Annotated in this window: 16 protein-coding genes; 9 read left to right on the forward strand and 7 right to left on the reverse strand. The window is 71.9% G+C overall.

Features of this window, described 5'->3' with window-relative positions; all coding sequences use genetic code 11:
• The first annotated feature begins 26 nt into the window (after positions 1 to 26).
• From ACIGEZ_RS26735 to ACIGEZ_RS26745, 3 genes are all read left to right on the forward strand, one after another.
• On the forward strand, positions 27 to 1,766 hold the full coding sequence (locus ACIGEZ_RS26735) for an amidohydrolase family protein (protein ID WP_399835509.1): 1,740 nt from the start codon (positions 27 to 29) through the stop codon (positions 1,764 to 1,766).
• Positions 1,763 to 3,229, forward strand: coding sequence for an aldehyde dehydrogenase family protein (locus ACIGEZ_RS26740; protein ID WP_399835511.1), 1,467 nt, complete (start codon positions 1,763 to 1,765; stop codon positions 3,227 to 3,229). The genes ACIGEZ_RS26735 and ACIGEZ_RS26740 overlap by 4 nt, the downstream gene beginning before the upstream one ends.
• Before the next feature lie 228 nt (positions 3,230 to 3,457).
• Positions 3,458 to 5,038, forward strand: a complete 1,581-nt coding sequence (locus tag ACIGEZ_RS26745) for an APC family permease (protein ID WP_399835514.1) — start codon at positions 3,458 to 3,460, stop codon at positions 5,036 to 5,038.
• 87 nt (positions 5,039 to 5,125) lie between these two features.
• Here the strand turns inward: ACIGEZ_RS26745 and ACIGEZ_RS26750 are convergent, their stop codons facing one another.
• Positions 5,126 to 5,344 (reverse strand): hypothetical protein, encoded by a 219-nt coding sequence (locus ACIGEZ_RS26750; protein WP_399835516.1) that lies wholly within the window; start codon positions 5,342 to 5,344, stop codon positions 5,126 to 5,128.
• Positions 5,345 to 5,426: 82 nt separating this feature from the next.
• Between ACIGEZ_RS26750 and ACIGEZ_RS26755 the strand changes: the two genes are divergently transcribed.
• Positions 5,427 to 5,915, forward strand: coding sequence for a GNAT family N-acetyltransferase (locus ACIGEZ_RS26755; RefSeq protein WP_399835519.1), 489 nt, complete (start codon positions 5,427 to 5,429; stop codon positions 5,913 to 5,915).
• Positions 5,916 to 6,061: 146 nt separating this feature from the next.
• On the opposite strand, the gene ACIGEZ_RS26760 is transcribed toward ACIGEZ_RS26755, so the two are convergent.
• The gene (locus ACIGEZ_RS26760) at positions 6,062 to 7,534 is read right to left on the reverse strand and encodes a CehA/McbA family metallohydrolase (RefSeq protein ID WP_399835522.1); all 1,473 of its coding nucleotides are present in this window, start codon (positions 7,532 to 7,534) and stop codon (positions 6,062 to 6,064) included.
• A gap of 103 nt (positions 7,535 to 7,637) precedes the next feature.
• Between ACIGEZ_RS26760 and ACIGEZ_RS26765 the strand changes: the two genes are divergently transcribed.
• From ACIGEZ_RS26765 to ACIGEZ_RS26775, 3 genes are all read left to right on the forward strand, one after another.
• Positions 7,638 to 8,474: an LLM class F420-dependent oxidoreductase gene (locus tag ACIGEZ_RS26765; protein WP_399835524.1), complete on the forward strand. Its 837-nt coding sequence runs from the start codon at positions 7,638 to 7,640 to the stop codon at positions 8,472 to 8,474.
• Positions 8,475 to 8,547: 73 nt separating this feature from the next.
• Entirely contained in the window at positions 8,548 to 11,142 is a 2,595-nt protein-coding gene (locus ACIGEZ_RS26770; protein WP_399835527.1) for a bifunctional FO biosynthesis protein CofGH, read from the forward strand.
• A 133-nt stretch (positions 11,143 to 11,275) separates the two neighbouring features.
• Positions 11,276 to 12,394 carry an ADP-ribosylglycohydrolase family protein gene (locus ACIGEZ_RS26775; RefSeq protein ID WP_399835530.1) on the forward strand — a complete coding sequence of 373 codons (1,119 nt, stop codon included), beginning with the start codon at positions 11,276 to 11,278 and terminating at the stop codon, positions 12,392 to 12,394.
• Between the two features lie 47 nt (positions 12,395 to 12,441).
• Here ACIGEZ_RS26775 and ACIGEZ_RS26780 read toward each other — a convergent pair whose 3' ends face one another.
• A complete protein-coding gene (locus ACIGEZ_RS26780) occupies positions 12,442 to 13,983 on the reverse strand; it encodes a sodium:solute symporter family protein (RefSeq protein ID WP_399835532.1) in 1,542 nt (513 codons plus the stop codon).
• A gap of 176 nt (positions 13,984 to 14,159) precedes the next feature.
• Positions 14,160 to 14,942 carry an SDR family oxidoreductase gene (locus tag ACIGEZ_RS26785; protein WP_399835534.1) on the reverse strand — a complete coding sequence of 261 codons (783 nt, stop codon included), beginning with the start codon at positions 14,940 to 14,942 and terminating at the stop codon, positions 14,160 to 14,162.
• Between the two features lie 82 nt (positions 14,943 to 15,024).
• On the opposite strand from ACIGEZ_RS26785, the gene ACIGEZ_RS26790 reads away from it, so the two are divergent.
• The gene (locus ACIGEZ_RS26790) at positions 15,025 to 15,861 is read left to right on the forward strand and encodes a hypothetical protein (protein ID WP_399835537.1); all 837 of its coding nucleotides are present in this window, start codon (positions 15,025 to 15,027) and stop codon (positions 15,859 to 15,861) included.
• A 103-nt stretch (positions 15,862 to 15,964) separates the two neighbouring features.
• Here ACIGEZ_RS26790 and ACIGEZ_RS26795 read toward each other — a convergent pair whose 3' ends face one another.
• The 3 genes from ACIGEZ_RS26795 to ACIGEZ_RS26805 form a co-directional block, all read right to left on the reverse strand.
• A complete protein-coding gene (locus ACIGEZ_RS26795) occupies positions 15,965 to 16,165 on the reverse strand; it encodes a DUF397 domain-containing protein (RefSeq protein ID WP_399835861.1) in 201 nt (66 codons plus the stop codon).
• Between the two features lie 238 nt (positions 16,166 to 16,403).
• Positions 16,404 to 17,267: a helix-turn-helix domain-containing protein gene (locus ACIGEZ_RS26800; RefSeq protein WP_399835540.1), complete on the reverse strand. Its 864-nt coding sequence runs from the start codon at positions 17,265 to 17,267 to the stop codon at positions 16,404 to 16,406.
• A gap of 174 nt (positions 17,268 to 17,441) precedes the next feature.
• Positions 17,442 to 18,146: a GPP34 family phosphoprotein gene (locus tag ACIGEZ_RS26805; RefSeq protein ID WP_399835543.1), complete on the reverse strand. Its 705-nt coding sequence runs from the start codon at positions 18,144 to 18,146 to the stop codon at positions 17,442 to 17,444.
• 174 nt (positions 18,147 to 18,320) lie between these two features.
• On the opposite strand from ACIGEZ_RS26805, the gene ACIGEZ_RS26810 reads away from it, so the two are divergent.
• Positions 18,321 to 20,561, forward strand: a complete 2,241-nt coding sequence (locus tag ACIGEZ_RS26810) for a serine hydrolase (RefSeq protein WP_399835546.1) — start codon at positions 18,321 to 18,323, stop codon at positions 20,559 to 20,561.
• Positions 20,562 to 20,691 lie beyond the last annotated feature (130 nt).

Genomic DNA, 20,691 nt, shown 5'->3' on the forward strand with positions numbered 1-20,691 from the left:
ACCGCCGCAGAAAGGAACGGAACGCCATGCTGGACCACCTCATCAAGGGCGCCACCGTCGTGGACGGCACCGGTGCCCCCGCCTTCACCGCCGACGTCGGGATACGCGACGGGCGGATCGCCGTCGTCGCCGCGCCCGGCACCCTCACCGAGGAGGCCCGGAGCACCGAGGACGCCACCGGCCTCGTCCTCGCACCCGGCTTCGTCGACCCGCACACCCACTACGACGCCCAGCTCTTCTGGGACCCCTACGCCACGCCCTCCATGAACCACGGCGTCACCACCGTCGCCGGCGGCAACTGCGGCTTCACCCTCGCCCCGCTCCACCCGGACCGGCCCGAGGACGCCGACTACACGCGCCGCATGATGTCCAAGGTCGAGGGCATGGCGCTCGCCGCCCTCGAGGAGGGCGTCGACTGGAGCTGGTCCTCCTTCGCCGAGTACCTCGACGCCCTGGACGGCAGGACCGCCGTCAACGCCGGCTTCATGGTCGGCCACTGTGCCCTGCGCCGGTACGTGATGGGGGCGGACGCGGTCGGCGGGCAGCCGAGCGACGAGCAGCTGGCCCAGATGGTCGGCCTCCTGAAGGACGCCATGGAGGCCGGCGCCTGGGGCCTGTCCACCACCCAGTCCGCCACCCACTCCGACGGCGACGGCGCCCCCGTCGCCTCCCGGCACGCCCGGCCCGCCGAGCTCATCGCCCTGTCGAAGGCGGTCGGCGAGCACGAGGGCACCCAGATCGAGGCGATCCTGGCCGGCTGCCTCGACCAGTTCTCGGACGCCGAGATCGATCTGTTCGTGGAGATGACGGCCGCCGCGGGACGGCCCCTCAACTGGAACGTCCTCACGGTCGACGCCACCGTCCCCGAGCGCGTCCCGCGCCAGCTGCTCGCCTCCGAGCGGGCCCGCAAGTCCGGCGGCAGGATCGTCGCCCTCACCATGCCGATCCTCACCCCCATGAACATGTCGCTCGGCACCTTCTGCGCGCTCAACCTCATCCCGGGCTGGGGCGAGGTCCTGGGCCTGCCCGTACCCGAACGGATCGCGAAGCTGCGCGACCCGGAGGTGCGGGCCGAGATGCTGCGGCGCGCCGACTCCAGGGAAGCGGGCGTCTTCCGGCGCCTCGCGAACTTCGGGCGGTACGTCATCGGGGACACGTACAGCCCGGAGAACGAGGGCCTCACCGGCCGGGTGGTGAAGGACATCGCCGCCGAGCGCGGCCAGGACGCCTTCCAGTGTCTCGTCGAGATCTGTGCCAACGACGACCTGCGCACCGTCCTGTGGCCCATGCCCACCGACAACGACCCGGCCTCCTGGGCGCTGCGCCGTGAGACCTGGCAGCACGAGGACGTGCTGCTCGGCGGCTCGGACGCGGGCGCCCACCTGGACCGGATGTGCGGGGCGCCGTACACGACCCGCTTCATCGGCGACTGTCTGCGCGGCCGGAAGCTGGTCCCCCTCGAGCAGGCGGTGAAGATGCTGAGCGACGACCCGGCCCGGCTCTTCGGGCTCGTCGAGCGCGGCCGGATCGCCGAGGGCTTCCACGCCGACCTGGTCCTCTTCGACCCGGAGCGGATCGACGCGGGCCCGGCCACCCTGGTCCACGACCTGCCCGGCGACAGCCCGCGCCTGGACTCGCGCGCGGTGGGGATCGTGTCGGTGCGGGTCAACGGGGTCGAGACGGTACGGGACGACGAGGTGACGGGCGCGATCCCGGGCCGGGTGCTGCGCTCGGGCCGCGACACGAGGACGGTGAGTACGCGATGACCCTCCAGGAGCGCCTCTATATAGGGGGAGAGTGGGTCGAGCCCGACGGCGGCCACTACGAGGTGATCGACCCGGCCTCCGAGGACGTCGTCGGCCTCGCGCCCGAGGCCTCCCGGCGTCAGGTGTACGAGGCGGCCGACGCGGCCCGCGCGGCCTTCGCGACCTGGTCGCGGACCAGGCCGGAGGAGCGGGCGGCGATCCTGGACCGGGCCGCCGACCTGATGGCCCGCGACGCCGACGCGAACACCCTGCTCGCCCGGGCCGAGACCGGGGCCACCACGGCGACGGCCCGCGGGATGCAGGTGGCCGTCGGCGCGGCCCGCTTCCGGCGGTACGCGCGCGGCGCCCTGGAGCCGGTCGAGCAGGCGCTGCCCCCGCAGATCAACGAGGCCGGGCCGATGGGCAGGGCCGGGGTCTTCGGGGCGGTGGCGGTACGCCGCCCGGTCGGGGTGGTCACCTGCATCACCTCGTACAACAACCCCTGGGCCAATCCGGCCGGCAAGATCGCCCCGGCCCTCGCCATGGGCAACACGGTCGTGGTGAAGCCGGCCCCGCAGGACCCGCTGTCGGTCTTCGCGATGACCCGCGCCCTCGAGGAGGCGGGTGTCCCGGCCGGCGTGGTCAACGTGGTCACGGGCTCGGCGCAGGCGGTGGGCGAGGCGGCGGTCGACTCCCCGGAGGTCGACATGGTCTCCTTCACCGGCTCCACGGCCGTCGGCCAGGCGATCGGCGAGGTCTGCGGGCGCGGGATGAAACGCCAGCTCATGGAGCTGGGCGGAAAGGGCGCGGCGCTGGTCTTCGACGACGTGGACGACGAGGGGCTCGCCGCGGCGGTGCTGGGGATCGGGACGACGTTCTCCTTCTACAGCGGGCAGATCTGCACGGCCCCGACCCGGGTGCTCGCCCAGCGCGGGATCCACGACCGGCTGGTCGAGAAGCTGACCGGCTATCTCGGCCACATGAAGGTCGGCGACCCGGTGGCGCCCGGCACGGTGGTCGGCCCGGTGATCTCGGCGGCGCATCGCGACCGCGTGGAGTCGTACGTCGAGCTAGGGCGGAAGGAGGGGGCGCGGGTGGTCGCGGGCGGCGAGCGGCCCGACCTGGACCGCGGCTTCTACGTGGCCCCGACACTCCTCGCGGAGTGCACCAACGAGATGCGGGTGGTGCGGGAGGAGATCTTCGGCCCGGTGGTCGTCGTGGTGCCCTTCGACGACGAGGAGGAGGGTGTCGCGCTGGCCAACGACAGCGACTACGGGCTGATCGACTACGTGTGGTCGGGGGACGTGGCCCGCGCATTCCGTATCGCGGGGCGGCTGCGGGCCGGCGGGGTGGGGGTGAACACCGTCGGCCGGAACATGGAGGCGCCGTTCGGCGGGTTCAAGAAGAGCGGTGTGGGGCGGGACGTGGGCTCGTACGCGCTGCATGCCTACAGCGAGCTGCAGGCGGTGGTCTGGTCCGGCTGAAAAATTGCCTCGGGAAATTTTGAAAACGGACATTTGGGGCGGAGCTGCGGTTCCCGCATATCGGACACTCCGCGAGGGACCTGCCGCTTGGTCGGTCCCTCGCGGTCGTCGATCTTTCAATCATTGGTGAGGATCGGTTTCCGGCCTAATAATGCAAGGCGCAAAGCGATCAAGCGGGCGGAGTTCGATCCTCCGGATGTGGAAACCGCAGCACTTAACGTCCTGTTCATGACTCAGGTGGATGTGCGGCCCCAGGCCGGAGACACGGTAAGGGGCGCCGCGCCGGGCGACAGCCACGGCGTGCGCACCGAGGGCGGTGTGCGCACCAAGGGCCTCGGCGGGAACTCCGTGGGCCTGCTCGGCAGTGCCGTCATCGGCATCTCCACCGTCGCCCCCGTCTACTGCCTCACCTCGACCCTCGGCTCCACCGCCGGCGAGGTCGGGCTGCAGATGCCCGCCGTCTTCCTGGCCGGCTTCCTGCCGATGCTGCTCGTCGCCTTCGCGTACCGCGAGCTCAACAAGGTCATGCCCGACTGCGGCACCTCCTTCACCTGGACGGTGAAGGCCTTCGGCCCCAAGATCGGCTGGATGTGCGGCTGGGGCCTGGTCATCGCGACGATCATCGTGCTGTCCAACCTGGCCGGCGTCGCGACCTCGTACTTCTGGCTGCTCGCCGGGGAGATCACGGGCAACCCCTCGATCGGCGCCCTGGACGACAACAAGGCCGTCCACATCGTCACCTGCCTCACCCTGATCGCCCTCGCCACCGCGATCAGCTACCGCGGCATGACCGCCACCAAGGGCGTGCAGTACGCCCTCGTCGGCCTCCAGCTCGTCGTCCTCGGCCTCTTCGTGGTGATGGCGCTGTCGAAGGCCGGCTCCTTCGAGACCTCGGTCGACTTCTCCTGGTCCTGGATGAACCCGTTCGCGGTGCAGTCCTTCGCCGCCTTCACCGCCGGACTCTCTCTGTCGATCTTCATGTACTGGGGCTGGGACGCCTGCATGGCGACCAACGAGGAGACCACCGGCAGCCAGAAGACCCCCGGCCGCGCCGCCCTCATCGCCATGGTCGTCCTGGTCGGCTCGTACCTGGCCACCGGCGTCGCCGCCCAGATGGCCGTCGGCTCCGGCGACAAGGGCCTCGGCCTCGCCAACCCGGAGACCTCCGACAACGTCTTCGCCGCCCTGGCCGGCCCCGTCATGGGCCCCGCCCTCGGCATCCTGCTCTTCGTCGCGGTCCTCGCCTCGGCCGCCGCCAGCCTCCAGACGACCTTCATCCCGGTCGCCCGTACGGTCCTCGCGATGTCCACGTACGAGGCCCTGCCGAAGTCCTTCACCAAGGTCCACCCGGTCTTCAAGACCCCCGGCAAGGCCACCGTCGTGGCCGGTGTCGCCACCGGCGTCTTCTACACCGTGATGACCCTGGCCAGCGAGCACGTCCTGGTCGACACCATCTACGCGCTCGGCCTGATGATCTGCTTCTACTACGCCCTGACGGCCTTCGCCTGCGTCTGGTACTTCCGCGGCGAGCTGTTCCGCTCCGCCCGCGACTTCGCCTTCAAGGGCCTCATGCCGGCCCTCGGCGGCCTGATGCTGACCGCCGTCTTCGGCAAGACCCTGTACGACATGTGGGACCCGGACTACGGATCCGGCTCCGCCGTGTTCGGCGTCGGCTCGGTCTTCGTCATCGGCGTCGGCCTGCTGCTGCTCGGCGTGGTGATCATGCTGGTGATGCAGCGCCGCAGCCCCGCGTTCTTCCGCGGCGAGGTGCTGACGAAGGAGACCCCGGCGCTGGTGGTCGAGGACTGATGGACTCCTCGGCCGACCGGTGACGGACACGGCGAGGTGGCGGGCCCGTGGGGGGCCCGCCACCTTCGTCGTCCCGGTGCCGGCCGGTCAGTGCTGCCCGGGGAGCAGGCCCTCCACCAGCTTGTTGGCGGCGGGCATGTCGGCCGCCGAGGCCGGCTTCGCCTTGGGGGCCAGGACGCCGCTCAGCGGCACGACCGAGGGAAGGTTCGCGCCGGCACTGTCGGCGGCGGCACCCGGCGCGGTGGCGAGGAGCCCGCCCGCGACGGCGAGGGAGGTCAGGGCGGCGGCGGTGAGCATCTTCTTCATGCCCACTCCAACGCGGAGCCCGCGGATCCGGTTACGCCGCGGGGGACCGGGCCGCGCGCGGCCGTCTTCTTAGGATGCGTGCATGCATGGGGAGACGAACTGGCTGATACGCCCGGCGCGGGCGGAGGACGTGGAGACCGTCGCCGAGCTGAAGGCCGTGGTGATGCGGGACGACCTCGTGCGCCTGGGCCGCTACGACGACCACCGGGTGCGCCAGCGGCTGCGGGACGACTTCCGGCTCGCGCACACCTCGGTGATCGAGGTCGCCGGCGCCTTCGCGGGGTGCGTGGCCTTCGGCCCGTACGAGCACGGCCCCGGCCGCTATCTGGAGCACTTCTACCTCGCCCCCGAGGCCCAGGGGCAGGGCCTCGGGACGGCGGTGCTGCGCGCGCTGCTCGACCGGGCCGACGCCGAGGGCGTACCCGTGCGGCTGACCGTGGTCCAGGGCAGTGCGGCGCGCCGGCTCTACGAGCGGGCGGGCTTCAGGCTCGAGTCCGAGGACCCGATCGACGTGCGGATGGTGCGCGAGCCGGAGCTCGGATCCTCGCGCCGGCCGGCCGGCGGGTCGTGACGTCCAGCTCGCGCCGACCCGGCCGCCGCGAGTGCGGCCCGCTCCTCGTCGGAGAAGCACGGCACCCCGCGCCAGGCGGCCGACCGTGAACAGTCGCGCGCGGCGCGGATGTGACGGTTCCCGTGTGAGTTCTTCCGGGGAGGCCTTCAGGACGCCTCCAGGAAGACGGGGTTGGTGAAGGCCACGAGCGCCCCCGGCAGGGGCGGCAGCGTCGCCGGGTGGCGGACCTCCGCCCGTACGTACGTGGCGTAGGCGGCGGTCGTCGTCCACTCGGCCGTGCCCGTGCCGTCCGCTGCCAGGGGCGCGGTGTGCAGCACGCCCTGGTCGGTGACGAAGCGGGCGGTGCGGCCGGGGGCGCCGGTCACGCGGAGGCGGGCGGTGACCGGTTCGTCGGCCGGGACGGTGAGGCGCTCGCCGAGACCGGCCGTGCGCCCGCGGGTGTCGGCGAGCGTGAACTCCACCGAGACGGCGGAGGATTCGGCGACATAGCTGCGCCCGGCCCGCAGCCCGTCCAGGATCGCGTCCCGGCTCAGCTCGTCGGCGAGGACCACCGTCTGCGGGGTCCCGACCAGGTCGGGGTCGCGGTGGGCGTCGCTGTTGCCCATCGCCGGGGTCCAGCGGCCACGCGCCAGCGCCGCGTCCCAGCCGGCGAGGGCGACCTCGTCGTCCGGGGTATAGGGGCCGTTCCACACCTCGACCGCGTCCGCGTCGCCGAGTCCGGACTTCCAGGCGCAGCCGATGCAGGTGGCCTGCGGATGCGCGGGCACGACCAGGCCGCCGGCCCGGCGGATCTCGCGGGCGAAGTGGCCGAAACGGTTCTCCCGCGCCCGGTAGCGCCAGTCGACGAAGGTGCCCGGCTCGGTGCCGAGGGCGAGGACGTGGCCGTTGCGGGTGGTGACCTCCTCGCCGAGCAGGATCAGCAGGTCGTCCCCGGCGTGCGCGGCCCATGCGCCGTGCCCGGCATGGGTGTTGTGCTCCGTGGTCGTGAGGAAGTCGAGCCCCGCCGCCCGGGCGAGCGCGGCGACCTCGGCCGGGGTGCGGCGCCCGTCGGAGTACACGGTGTGGAGGTGGCAGTCGCCCCGGTACCAGGCCCGCCCGCGGCCCCGGGCCCGCTCCGGCGGATGGACGGGCGCCACGGCGGGCGCGGACGCCCCGAGCCGCAGGGTGACCGTCACCGTGTAGGCGAGCCCCTGCGGGGCGACCGTGTACGGGGCGAGCACGACGTACCAGGTCCCGGCCTTCAGCGGCCCCGCGACATAGCCGGGCGTCGCGTCGTCGCCCCGTACGAAGAACTCCGTGCGCGCCCCGCCCGACCAGCCCCGGAACCCGCGGCCGCCGAGGGCCGTGCCGCGCTGGTCGAACAGGCCGATGTCCAGGGCGTTGCCCTGCGTCCCCGCCGGCACGGCCGGCCGCTCGTACGCGTAGGAGACATGCAGCTCGCGCACCCCGCGCGGCAGCTCCACCGGCAGGTAGACGTAGTCGGGGGAGCCGGGCGGCAGGGTGCCGGTGACCGTCCGGGTGAGATCCCCGTCGGCGGCCTGGGCGAAGCTCACGGTCCCCAACGTAAACGCGGTCGCCGCGCCCGTCGCGAGAAGCGCGCGTCTGGTCGTATTCGTCATGTACACGACTCTCCTCGCGTGTCGTGAACAAGGGAACGACAACGCGGTACGGATCCCCGTCGCACCTCTCGGAAATCGGGGCCCCAACCCCTACCGTGCCGCTATGCGGATCTCGACCACGATCTTCCTGACCGACGAGACCATCACCCCCGTCCGCCTCGCGCGTGAGCTGGAGCAGCGGGGCTTCGCGGGGCTCTACCTCCCCGAGCACACCCACATCCCGATCGAGCGGACCACGCCCTACCCGGCCGCGGGCACCGAACTGCCCCCGGAGTACGGCCGCACCCTCGACCCCTTCGTCGCCCTCGGCCAGGCCGCCGCCGTCACCGAGCACCTCGCCCTCGGCACCGGCGTGACACTGATCACCGAGCACGATCCGATCGGCCTGGCCAAGCAGATCGCCACCCTCGACCACCTCTCGGGCGGACGCTTCACCCTCGGCGTCGGCTTCGGCTGGAACAAGGAGGAGGCCGCCGACCACGGCGTGGAGTGGGAGACGCGGCGCGAGCTCGGACGGGAGCGGATGGCGCTGATGCGGGCGCTGTGGGCGGCGGAACCGACCGCGTACGAGGGCGGGTTCGGGGTGTCGGTCCGGGCGTCCTACGCGTACCCCAAGCCGGCCGGCGGCGCCCCGCGCACCCTCCTCGGCGGCGCGGCGGGCCCCAGGCTCTTCGCGCAGATCGCCGAGTACGCGGACGGCTGGATGCCCATCGGCGGCCGCGGCCTGACGCAGTCGATGCCGGTGCTCCGCGAGGCCTGGGAGCAGGCCGGCCGCGACCCGAAGACCCTCCAGGTCGTTCCTTACGCGGTCCTGCCGAACCCGGGGAAGCTGGCGCACTACGCCGAGCTGGGCTGCGAGGAAGTCGTCCTCCAGCTGCCGCCGGCGGGCGAGGGGGAGGTGCTGGGGGTGCTCGACGAGTTCGCCCGGTATCTGCCGTGACGGCGGGCTCCTACTGGAACACGTTCCACTCCGTCGCGTTCCGGTCGGCCATGGCCGCTCGTATGCTCGGTCCATGACGGATCACCAGGCACGCCGCCCCGCAGGCCCCACCGAGAACGCCATGCGCCGCGCCCTCAAGAGGGCCAGGGACGGGGTGGCGCTCGACGTCACCGAGGCCGCCGTGCTGCTCCAGGCGCGGGGTGCGGACCTGGACGACCTCGTCGCGTCGGCCGGGCGGGTGCGGGACGCGGGGCTCGCGGCGGCGGGGCGGGCCGGGGTCATCACGTACTCGAAGAGCGTGTTCATACCGCTGACCCGTCTGTGCCGGGACAAGTGCCACTACTGCACCTTCGCCACCGTGCCCGGCAAGCTGCGCCGGGCCGGCCACGGGATGTTCATGACGCCCGACGAGGTGCTGGACATCGCCCGCCGCGGAGCCGCGCTCGGCTGCAAGGAAGCGCTGATCACGCTCGGCGACAAGCCCGAGGAGCGCTGGCCGGAGGCCCGCGAGTGGCTGGACGCGCACGGGTACGACGACACGATCGCGTACGTACGGGCCATGGCGATCCGCATCCTGGAGGAGACCGGGCTGCTGCCCCACCTCAACCCCGGGGTGATGTCGTGGACGGACTTCCAGCGGCTCAAGCCCGTCGCCCCCTCCATGGGGATGATGCTGGAGACCACCTCGACCCGGCTGTGGAGCGAGCCCGGCGGCCCGCACCACGGCTCCCCGGACAAGGAGCCCGCCGTGCGGCTGCGGGTCCTGGAGGACGCCGGACGGTCCTCCGTGCCGTTCACCAGCGGGCTGCTGCTCGGGATCGGCGAGACGTACGAGGAGCGGGCCGAGTCGCTGTTCGCGCTGCGCCGGATCGCCCGCGCCTACCACGGCATCCAGGAACTGATCATCCAGAACTTCCGCGCCAAGCCCGACACGGCGATGCGCGGCATGCCGGACGCCGAGCTCGACGACCTGGTGGCCACCGTCGCCGTCGCCCGGCACATCATGGGCCCCTCCGCCTGCCTGCAGGCACCGCCGAACCTGGTCGACGCCGAGTACGAGCGGCTGATCGCCGCCGGCATCGACGACTGGGGCGGCGTCTCCCCGCTCACCATCGACCACGTCAACCCCGAGCGGCCCTGGCCGCGGATCGACGAGCTCGCCGAGAAGTCCGCCGCCGCCGGCTTCGAGCTGCGCGAACGGCTCTGCGTCTACCCCGAGTTCGTCACCCGCGGCGAGCCCTGGCTCGACCCCCGTCTCCTCCCGCACGTGCGCGCGCTCGCCGACCCGGAGACCGGCCTCGCCGACCCCGGGGCCCCCGTGCGCGGACTGCCCTGGCAGGAGCCCGACGAGGCCTTCACCGCCGCGGGCCGCACCGACCTCCACCACACCATCGACACCGAGGGCCGCACCGGCGACCGCCGCGAGGACTTCGACGAGGTGTACGGGGACTGGGAGGCGCTGCGCGAGGCCGCCGCGCCCGGGATGGTCCCGCAGCGCATCGACACCGACGTCCGCGATGCCCTCGCGACCGCCGCCGACGACCCGACCCGGCTCACCGACGCCCAGGCCCTCGCCCTCCTGCACGCCGACGGGCCGGCGCTCGACGCGCTGACCCGGATCGCCGACGACGTACGCCGGTCCGTGAACGGCGACGACGTGACCTACATCGTCACGCGGAACATCAACTTCACCAACGTCTGCTACACCGGCTGCCGCTTCTGCGCCTTCGCCCAGCGGCGCACCGACGCCGACGCGTACACGCTCTCCCTCGACCAGGTCGCCGACCGCGCCCAGCAGGCCTGGGAGGTGGGCGCGGTCGAGGTGTGCATGCAGGGCGGCATCCACCCGGACCTGCCGGGCACGGCGTACTTCGACATCGCGCGGGCCGTGAAGGAGCGCGTCCCGGGCATGCACGTGCACGCCTTCTCGCCGATGGAGGTCGTCAACGGCGCCTCGCGCACCGGCCTCTCGATCCGGGAGTGGCTGACCGCCGCGAAGGAGGCCGGGCTCGACTCGATCCCCGGCACGGCGGCCGAGATCCTCGACGACGAGGTCCGCTGGGTGCTCACCAAGGGCAAGCTGCCCACGGCCACCTGGATCGAGGTGATCAGCACCGCGCACGAGCTCGGCATCCGGTCCAGCTCGACGATGATGTACGGGCACGTGGACCAGCCCCGGCACTGGCTCGGGCACCTGCGCACGCTCGCCCGCATCCAGCAGGAGACCGGGGGCTTCACCGAGTTCGTGACGCTGCCGTTCATCCACACCAACGCGCCCGTCTACCTCGCGGGCATCGCCCGGCCGGGACCGACGGTCCGCGACAACCGGGCCGTCACGGCGATGGCCCGGCTGTTGCTGCACCCCCACATCCCCAACATCCAGACCAGCTGGGTGAAGCTGGGCGCGGAGGGCGCCGCCGAGATGCTGCGCTCGGGCGCCAACGACCTGGGCGGCACGCTGATGGAGGAGACCATCTCCCGCATGGCGGGGTCGAGTTACGGCTCGTACCGTTCCATCCGGGACCTGGAGGCCATCGCGGAGGCGGCCGGCCGCCCGGCCCGGCCCCGGACGACCCTGTACGGCGAGGTCCCCCAGGAGCGACAGCAGGCGGCCCGCACCTCGGACGGGCACCTGCCGGAGCTCCTGCCGCTGCTGACGCAGGACTAGGGACTCTCTGGTCAAAAGTGGACCGACGGGCGTCAGATCACATACCGTTCCGGCCCCTGAACGAGCGCATCCGGTCTATTACAGTGCTCGGCAGACCGGTCTACGGGACCTCGTACCGGGGGGAGGGCACGTCGTGACCACCACAGCCGCGGCCGTGTGGGGCCGTACCGAACAGCAGGACTTCCGCGCCAGGGTCCGCGGCTGCCTGCTCGGCGGCGCGGTCGGCGACGCGTTCGGCGCGGGCGTGGCCGCCCTTCCCCTGGGCGGGATCCGCGAGGCGTACGGGCCCGAGGGCCTGACCGAGCCGGTCCCCGCGTACGGCCGCAGGGGGGCCGTCACGGCCGCCACGCAGATGGCCCTGTTCACCGTGGACGGCCTCATCCGCGCCCAGGTCCGCCGCGACACCGGCGCCTGGCACCCGCCCACCGACGTCCACCGGGCGCACCTGCGCTGGGCGGCGACCCAGCGTGACTGGGGCCCCGACGAGCGGCGCCGGGACCTCGGCTGGCTGGCCCGCGAGGAGTGGCTGTACGCGCGCCGGGACCCGGCCAGGGCCTGCCTGACCGGCTTCGGCGACGAGGTCCTGGGCACCCTGGACCGGCCCAAGAACCCCGGCGCGACCGACTCCGGCGCCCTGGTCCGCTCGGCGCCGTTCGGACTCCTGGTCGGCTGGGAGCCGCAGTTGGTGTGCCAGCTCGCGGTGGAGTGCGCCGCCCAGACGCACGGCGACCCGGCCGGCTACCTGTCGGCCGGCGCCCTCGCGGTCGTCGTGCACGGCCTGGCCCGCGGCGACAGCGTCGACGGAGCCGTACGCACGGCGCTCGAGCAGCTCGCCCCGCGGCCCGGCCACGAGCCGGTCAGCGGGGCCCTCCAGGCCGCGCAGGCCGCCGTACGCCAGGGGATGCCGGACGCGGAGCGGGTGACGGCGCTCGGCGCGGACGAGGACCGGGCGCCGGGGCAGCTCGCGGCGGCCGTGTACTGCGCCCTGGTCGGCGAGGACATCCGGCACGGGCTGCGCCTCGCGGTCAACCACGACGGCCCGTCCGCCGCGACCGGCGCGCTGACCGGCGCCCTGCTCGGCACCCTGCACGGCGAGACGGCCCTCCCGCCGGCCTGGGTGGCCGAACTGGAGGGCCGTGCCACGGTCCTGGAGCTCGCGGACGACTTCGCCATGGAGATGACCCAGGGCGCCGCCCTGCACGGTCCGGTGGAGTCGGCGCCGGGCTGGCTGGCGCGGTATCCGAGGGACTGACCCTCCGAGGGACTGACCTCCGGGGGACCGCCACCCCCGGGGGCCGCCTATCCGAGGGGCTGACCGGCCCGGTCGCCGGAGGCCTGCTCCGGGACCGCGGCGGCCCCGCCCCCGTCGCCGTTGATCCGGTCGAGGATCGCGTCCCGCTCCGGCGTCGCCTCGGGCCGCACGTAGCCGATCAGCACGTACAGGACCAGCGAGGTGGCGAGCGGCGAGACGATCTGGATCTGCAGCTCGATGCCGTCGAGCCCGTAGTTGGTCAGCCAGAAGGCGAAGAGCCCGGCCGCCCAGGAGACCAGCGCCGCCGTCGGGCCCGACGTGCGGAAGGTGCGGAGCAGGCCGAGCATGAACGGGATCGCGATCGGCCCCATGAGCCCGGCCACCCACTTGATGACGACCGTGATGATGTCCTTGAACGTGGGGGAGTCGACCTGCGTCGCGACCGCCATCGACAGGCCGAGGAAGGCGATCGTCGACAGGCGGGCGGCGAGCAGCCCGGCCCGCTGCGTCCAGGTGCGGGCCGCCTTGCTGAGGACGGGGGCGATGTCCCGGGTGAAGACGGCCGCGATCGCGTTGGCGTCGGAGGAGCACATGGCCATGGTGTGCGAGAAGAAGCCGACGATGACCAGCCCGAGCAGACCGTGCGGCAGGAGCTGCTCGGTCATCAGCGCGTACGAGTCGGAGGCGTCGGGCTTCTTCGGCTGGACGAGCAGCGGGGCGACCCACATCGGGAAGAAGAGGACCAGCGGCCAGACGAGCCACAGGACGGCGGAGAGCCGGCCGGAGCGGGTGGCCTCGCGGGCGGACGGGGTGGCCATGTAGCGCTGGGCCTGGTTCCACATGCCGCCGCTGTACTCGAAGGTCTTGATGAAGAGGTACGCGAGCAGGAAGGTCAGCGTGTACGGGCCGGCCGTCGGCGCCGTGTGCCCCTGGAGCTCCGGCCGGTCCCAGACGGTCCACAGCGCCTCGATCCCGCCGAGCTTGCCGAGGACGGCGACGAGCATCGCGACGCCGGCGAGCAACTGGATGACGAACTGGCCGAGTTCGGTGAGCGCGTCGGCCCAGAGCCCGCCGACGGTGCAGTAGATGCCCGTGATGACGCCGGTGATGAGGATGCCCTGGTCGAGGGAGATGCCGGTGAAGACGGAGAGCAGGGTGGCGATGGCGGCCCACTTGGCGCCGACGTCCACGATCTTCAGCAGGACGCCGGACCAGGCGAGCGCCTGCTGGGTGGGCAGGTTGTAGCGGTTCTTCAGGTACTCCAGCGGGGAGGCCACGTGGAGCCGGGAGCGCAGCCGGTTGAGGCGGGGTGCGAAGAGGTGGGCGCCGACCGCGATGCCGATGGCGATCGGGAAGGACCAGGTGACGTACGAGGTGACCCCGTAGGTGTAGGCGATGCCGGCGTATCCGGTGAACATGACGGCGCTGTAGCCGGACATGTGGTGGGAGATCCCGGAGAGCCACCACGGCATGCGGCCGCCGGCGGTGAAGAAGTCGGAGACGTCGTCCACGCGCTTGTGGGACCAGACGCCGATGGCGACCATCACGCCGAAGTAGCCGATGAGCACGGCCCAGTCGAGACTGTTCATTGCGCCCTCTCCCTGAGGTCTGGTCCGCCTTGTGAACGCGGTTCATGGTGTGGCGAGTTGCAAGGCGGGGACAATGCAAGGGAGAGTCAAGGGGCAGTAAAATCGTTCTACTTACTGACCCTTGTTCATGTCCGTGAACTTATCGAAGGGCAGGGATGCTACCGGGTCACGGCCCCTCAGCGCATCAGCTCCCCCGCGTTGACCAGCAGCGACTGCCCGGTGATGGCCCGTGCCCGGTCCGAGGCGAGGAAGGCCGCCGCCTCCGCCACGTCCCCGTCCGTCGCCAGCTCCGGCAGCGCCATCCGCTCGGTGAGCCGGGCGAGCACCTCCGCCTCCGGCACCTGCTCGGTGTGCGCGGTGAACTGGACGTACGCCTGGACCGGCGGCCCCCACATCCAGCCCGGCAGCACGGTGTTGACCCGGATCCGGTGCGGGCCGAGCTCGTGCGCGAGCGAGTACATGGCCGAGGTCAGCGCCCCCTTGGACGCCGCGTACGCCGCCTGCCGCACCTGCGAGGGCGCGGCCACCGCCGACTGGGTGCCGATCAGGACGACCGAGCCGCCCCGCTCCTTCAGGGCCGGCAGACAGGCCCGGGTCATCCGCAGCGTGCCGAGCAGGTTGACGTCCAGGACGCCCTGCCAGGTCGCGAAGTCGGCGTCCTCCAGGCCGCCGAAGTACGAGTCCCAGGCGGCCACGTGCACCACGGCGTCGATCCCGCCGAAGCGCTCGACCGCGAGCGCGGCGAGCGCCTCGCACTGGGCCTCGTCGGTGATGTCCGTGACCCGGTAGGCGGTCCGGGTCCCCTCGGGGTCGATCTCCGCGGCCGACTTGGCGAGATTGGCCTCCGTGCGGGCGCCGAGCACCGCCCGGCCCCCGTCCCGTACCACCGTCTCGGCGATCCGGTGGCCGAGACCGGCGCCGACACCCGACACGACGACCGTCTTTCCCTGGAGCAGCATCCGGGTCCTCCCTGGGCCTGTTCATCGATCTGACGGCCCGTCAGAGTAGGGGTGAGTCGTCGACAAGGGAAGGGGAACGAGGATGAGCGAGGAGACCCGGAGCGAGACGTACGCGGAGCTGGCCGCGGTCGGCCCGTACGGGGTGCACCCCGGCCACGCCCTGATCACCATGGTCGAACCGCACCCGGGCCACGAGTACGCCTACAACCGCTGGTACGAGGACGACCACTACTACGCCGGCGCCATGGCCATGCCCTGGATGTTCGCCGGCCGCCGCTGGGTCGCCACCCGCGAACTCCAGGCGCTGCGTGGCCCGGAGAAGTCCGCGGTCGCCCAGCCCGTCACCGCGGGCTGCTACCTCTCCACGTACTGGATCACCGACGGCCGCTACGACGACCACATGAAGTGGACCGTCGGCATCAACGAGCGCCTCAACCGGGACGCGCGGGTCCACCACGACCGCACCCACGTCTTCACCTCGTTCCAGGACCACGAGGCGACCGTCTACCGCGACGGGGCGGCCGGGCCGCGCGACTTCCACGCGCTCGACCACCCGTACGCCGGCCTCGTCCTCCAGGTGATCGACACCGAGGGGCCCGAGCGGCGGGCGGAGCTCCTGGAGCGGCTGCGCTCGCGCGAACTGCCGCGGCGGCTGGCCGGCTCGCCCGCGGCGATGGTGACGGTCTTCCGGCCCACGCCGCTGCCCGGCGACCGGATGACCTATGTGAAGCAGGTCGAGGGCGTCGACACCCGGCTGACCCTGCTGTGGTTCCTGGAGCGCGACCCGCGCGACTGCTGGGCGGATCACTTCGCGGACCTGGAGTCGATGGCGGGCGGCGACGACGCCCGGGTGGAGCTGGTGGCGCCCTTCATCCCGACGGTCCCGGGCACGGACCGCTACGTGGACGAGCTGAGGTAGCCCGCGGACCGGGGTCGTGCGGACAAGGCCGAGCCCCCTCGGCCAGGACGGCGGACCGGTCGAGAGGGCTCTTTCCTTGCGCGGGTCGGGTGTGCGCCCGGGGTCACAGCGCCCCGGCGCTCACCTCGCCCACGAACGCGTTCCACGTGCCCGGTCCGAAAGAGAGGGAAGGGCCCTCGGGGGCCTTGGAGTCACGCACGTCGATCGCGCTCACGGCGGGGGACTTGACTTCGACACAAGCCCCGTTGCCGCCGGAATACGAGGACTTCGTCCAGTTGTCCGTGCCGCCCTGAATAATGGCCATGTTTCTCAACTCCGGTTTCTTCGAACTCTGCCAGTAGCTGTCATGCCAAGGTTCTTGCTGTTTGGCGTGATCGACGCTACTCGCCAAGACCCACCCTGTGGGACCGTCGTTCACTCGACCGGATGGCATATTCCAACTGGGCTTCCGCCGGGGCGAGTCGGGGGTGTACCGTACCTGCCTCTCCCCTCACGCCCCGGTCCGAATGGTGGCATTCGGCCCGCGAAGCCCGGCAATGCCCCTAATTTCCGCCGGCGTACTCCTTCGCAATCCGCGTCACGAACTCCCGGGTCTGTTCCGCATTCAGCGCCTGCGCCCGAAGATGCTCGTACATCACGCTGTACTTGGCGACGTCCTGCGCCTTCTCCAGATACAGGTCACTGGTCACACCCTCGATGTAGACCACGCTGGAGTCGGACGTGTCCGGGAATTCCAGAATCGCGTAATGCCCGCTGATGCCCGGATGCGCGCCCATCTCGAACGGCAGCACCTGCACGGTCACGTGCGGCAGATGGGACTGCTCGATGAGGTGCTCCAGCTGCTCCACCATCAGCTGCTTGCCGCCGACCACCCGGCGCAGCGCGCCCTCGTCGATGACCGCCCAGAGCCGCAGCGGGCGCTCCTCGTCCTTGATGCGGTCCTGGCGGCGGGTGCGGACCGTGACCCGCTTGTCGATGTCGGCCGGGGCGGACTCCGGCAGCGCGCCGTTGATGACCGCCTCGGCGTACGCGTGGGTCTGGAGCAGACCCGGGATGATCTGCGGCTCGTACACCCGCAGGCTCTCCGCGTCGGTCTCCAGACCGATGTAGACGCTGTACGGGATGTCGCCGAAGGCGTGCCACCAGCCCTGCTGGCGCGAGTCCTTGGCCATCTGCATGAGCGAGTCGACGACCCGCTCGTCCTCGACCTCGTACACCCCGCACAGATCTCGGACATCGCGCTGGCTGATCGAACGGCGGCCGTTCTCGAGGCGGCTGATCTTCGACTGGGAGACGAGGAGACGCTCGGCGACCTGCTCGGCCGTCATGTTCTTCGCTTCCCGGAGCCGGCGCAGCTCCTGGCCCAATCGGCGTCGCCTGACGGTGGGGTTGACACTGGACGCCACGGAAACTGCACCTCCGGCTGTCGGCTGCGTAGCTGTACGTATCTACTGCTTGGCAGACTGCCACCAAAGGTGTGGTGTGCGCTGGGAAATGGCGACAACGCAACGGTGCGGGGCGGTCGTGTTCGACGACCGTCCCGCACGCGATGCGGCTCCCGGGCCTGTTCGAGCGGTGGATCACATGGCGGCGCGGGCCATGGTGCCGCGACGCGGCTGGGCCGGTACGCCGCCCGCCGCCGGGTTGCGGCGGGGCTGCGCGCCCACCCCGTTCTGGACGTCCATCACGGCGTGTGCCACGAGGCCGCCCATCGGGTCGTGCCGGATCAGGTCGCGCAGCCGGGACCGCGACGACCGTCCTTCGTTGCCTGGGTACAGGTGCTTGCCGAGACCGACCGCGTGGGCCAGCGCGGCGAGCGCCGCGGTCCGCGGGTCCGGCGGTACGCCGGTGCGGATCGCACTGTCCAGCCGGGCCCTGATGTCCCGGCTGATCGCCGTGTCCGTCGCCTGGTAGCGAGTCGTCGGCAGCACTCCGCACATCTGGCCCTCCACGGCATGCACCATGCCGCAGCGCTCCAGATGAGCGAGGTAGATCTGGCGCAACCCCAGTCGGGGCCCGCCGATCCAGTGGACCGCCCGAACCGGGCTGCCGCGTCGGCGCAGCAGTTCCAGCGCGGAGTCCAGTGTCGGATCTCCGGTCGGCCGTGGCATCACCACGGCGATACGATCCCCGTCAGGGGCTATCCGTCCTGCCAGAGCCAGCTCCACTAGCTGTGCTCCGGCCAGGCCGAGGTCGAGCGACTGCGGCTGCGCTGTGGTACCCGTGGCCGGGTCCAGAGCGAGCAGCAGAAGCTCCTCCGGAATAGTTCTGCGGCTCCTGCCCATCCATGCCTCCCCGCGTGGATGAATGACAGGGTGACCCCTCTCACATTCATCTGTCGAGAGCGCCTGGGTGCTTCGTACGGGAACCGGTAGGTATGTCGTTCTCGTCTAGCACGGGGGCCAAGGGGTTCACACAGGACACTGGTACACGGTTCGGACGTCCGGACGAGTTTCGGTATGACGCATGGAGGAGGCACGGTGGCGGGCGAGTCCCCCGACAAGGCGGAGCAGCGGGAGAGCGCGAAGCCCTCGCAGGACCCGACCCCGGTCGGCGGTGAGGGCAGGGACCCACGCCTGTCCGTCCTCGACGGCCGTGTGGACCAGCCGACCGCGGTCTTCAAGGCCCTGGCTCCACGGACGGCCCCGGAGGCCGAGGCGGAGACCGTCCCGGAGGACGCGCCGGTGGAGGCCGACGGTTCCGAGGACGGGCCCGGGTCCGGTTCCGGCCCGGGTGAGGGCGACCGCCTGCGGGAAGCGGTGGCGGCCTGGGTGGCGACGGAGGACGACGGCGAAGCCGAGGCCGAGGACGGCCGGTACGGCGGCGAGACGCCGGCCGAGGAGCCCGCGAAGGCGGAGGCCGACCCGGAGCCCGACTCCCGGACGCAGGTCTTCACGCGGCTCACCCGTGACGCGGAGCCGACCGCACCGGCGCGGCCCGAGTCCGAGTCCCCGAAGGCCGACGCCCCGCCTGCGGGCGAGCCGTCCGGCAAGGCCGCGGACGGCGAGTCGTGGTTCGCGCGGAATGCGGCCGCGCCCGAGGCCGAGGGGCCGAAGGCCGGGGATTCGAAGGGCGAGGCGCCGAAGGCCGAGGCACCGACGGACGAGGAGCCCGAGCCGGCGCCCGCCCCGAAGGCCGGGGCCGTGGACCAGCCGACCGCGGTGTTCAAGGCGGTCAAGCCGCCCGTCGAAGCCGTCAAGCCGCCCGTCGACCAGCCGACGACCGCCCTGAAGCTGCCCGAGTCGATGTTCGTGCCGCTCCAGGGCGACATCCCCCAGGAGCAGCCGAAGCCGACGCCCAAGCAGCAGCCGGCGCCGCAGCCGGCGCCCAAGCCGCAGCCGAAGGCCGCCGCTCCCACCCCCGTCCCCCCGTCGCTCGCGGAGGCCGAGCGGACCAGGCAGCAGCCGCTGCCGCCCCGCCCGCCGCTGGAGATCCTGGCGGAGCTGACGAACACCCCGCCACCGCCGGTGACCCCGCTGCGGAACACCGTCCGGCGGCTGAAGATCTGGACCCCGCTGGTCCTGCTCCTGATCGTCGTGTTTGCGGTCGTACAGTTCGTACGCCCGCTGCCCGCCCCCGCCCTCACCCTCTCGGCCGCCCCCACGTACACCTTCGAGGGCGGCGAGCTGCGGCTGCCGTGGCCGTCCGAAGGACAGGGCGCCGCCGAGGTCGAGGGCGTCGGTTCGCTCGGCACGTACGGCCCGCAGAAGCCGGCCCCGATCGCGAGCGTCGCCAAGACCATGACGGCGTACGTGATCATGCGTGACCACACCATCAAGGGGACGCAGAAGGGCCCGGAGATCGAGGTCGACAAGACCGCCGGCGAGCAGGCGAAGGCGAAGGACGAGTCGACGGCCCCCATCAAGGAGGGCGAGACCTACACCCAGAAGGAGCTCCTGCAGCTCCTGATGATCCCGTCCGGCAACAACGTGGCGCGGCTGCTCGCCCGCTGGGACGCCGGCTCGGAGGCCGCGTTCGTCGAGAAGATGAACGCCGCGGCCAAGCAGCTCGGCATGACGGACTCGACGTACACGGACCCGTCCGGTCTGCAGTCGACGACCGTGTCGACCCCGCTCGACCAGCTGAAGCTCGCGAAGGCGGTCATGCAGTACGACGTGTTCCGCGAGATCGTGGACATGCCGAACGTCACCATCGACGGCATCCCCGGCCAGATCGAGAACAACAACAAGATCCTGCTGAAGCCGGGCGTGAGCGGCATCAAGACCGGCTCGTCCACCCCGGCCGGCGGCAACCTGCTCTGGTCGGCGAACACGGTCGTCGACGGCAAGAAGCAGCGCATCCTCGGCATCGTCATGGGTGCCAAGGACGCCGACCAGCTGTGGCAGAAGCTGGACCTGGCCATCGCGAACAGCCTCACGATCATCCAGCAGGCGCAGAAGGACGTCACCTCCGCCGCCGTGGTCAGGAAGGGCCAGGTCGTCGGTTACGTGGACGACGGCCTCGGCGGCCGGACGCCGGTCGTGGCGACCAAGGAGCTCAGGGCGGTCGGCTGGCCGGGCCTGAAGGTGGACCTGGAGCTGACCGACGGCGGCAAGGCCGTCCCGCACACCGGCAGGACCGGTGACGTGGTCGGCCAGATCTCGATCGGCACCGGAAACGGCAAGGTCAGCGCCCCGGTCGCGCTGCAGAAGGACCTGGCCGAGCCGGGCTTCGGCACCAAGCTGACCCGGCTGGGCTGACCGTCGGGCGCCCCGGGAGCCACCGGGGCGCCCAGCTGTTAGCGTTCCCTGGGGACGGGAGACGGGCAGCAGCAGCACAGGGCAGAACGGGAAAGGGCCGTAGTTGACCACCGCCGAGGGGACCCGCGAA

This window comes from Streptomyces sp. NPDC085481 (genome assembly GCF_044541845.1).
Taxonomy (GTDB): Bacteria; Actinomycetota; Actinomycetes; order Streptomycetales; family Streptomycetaceae; genus Streptomyces.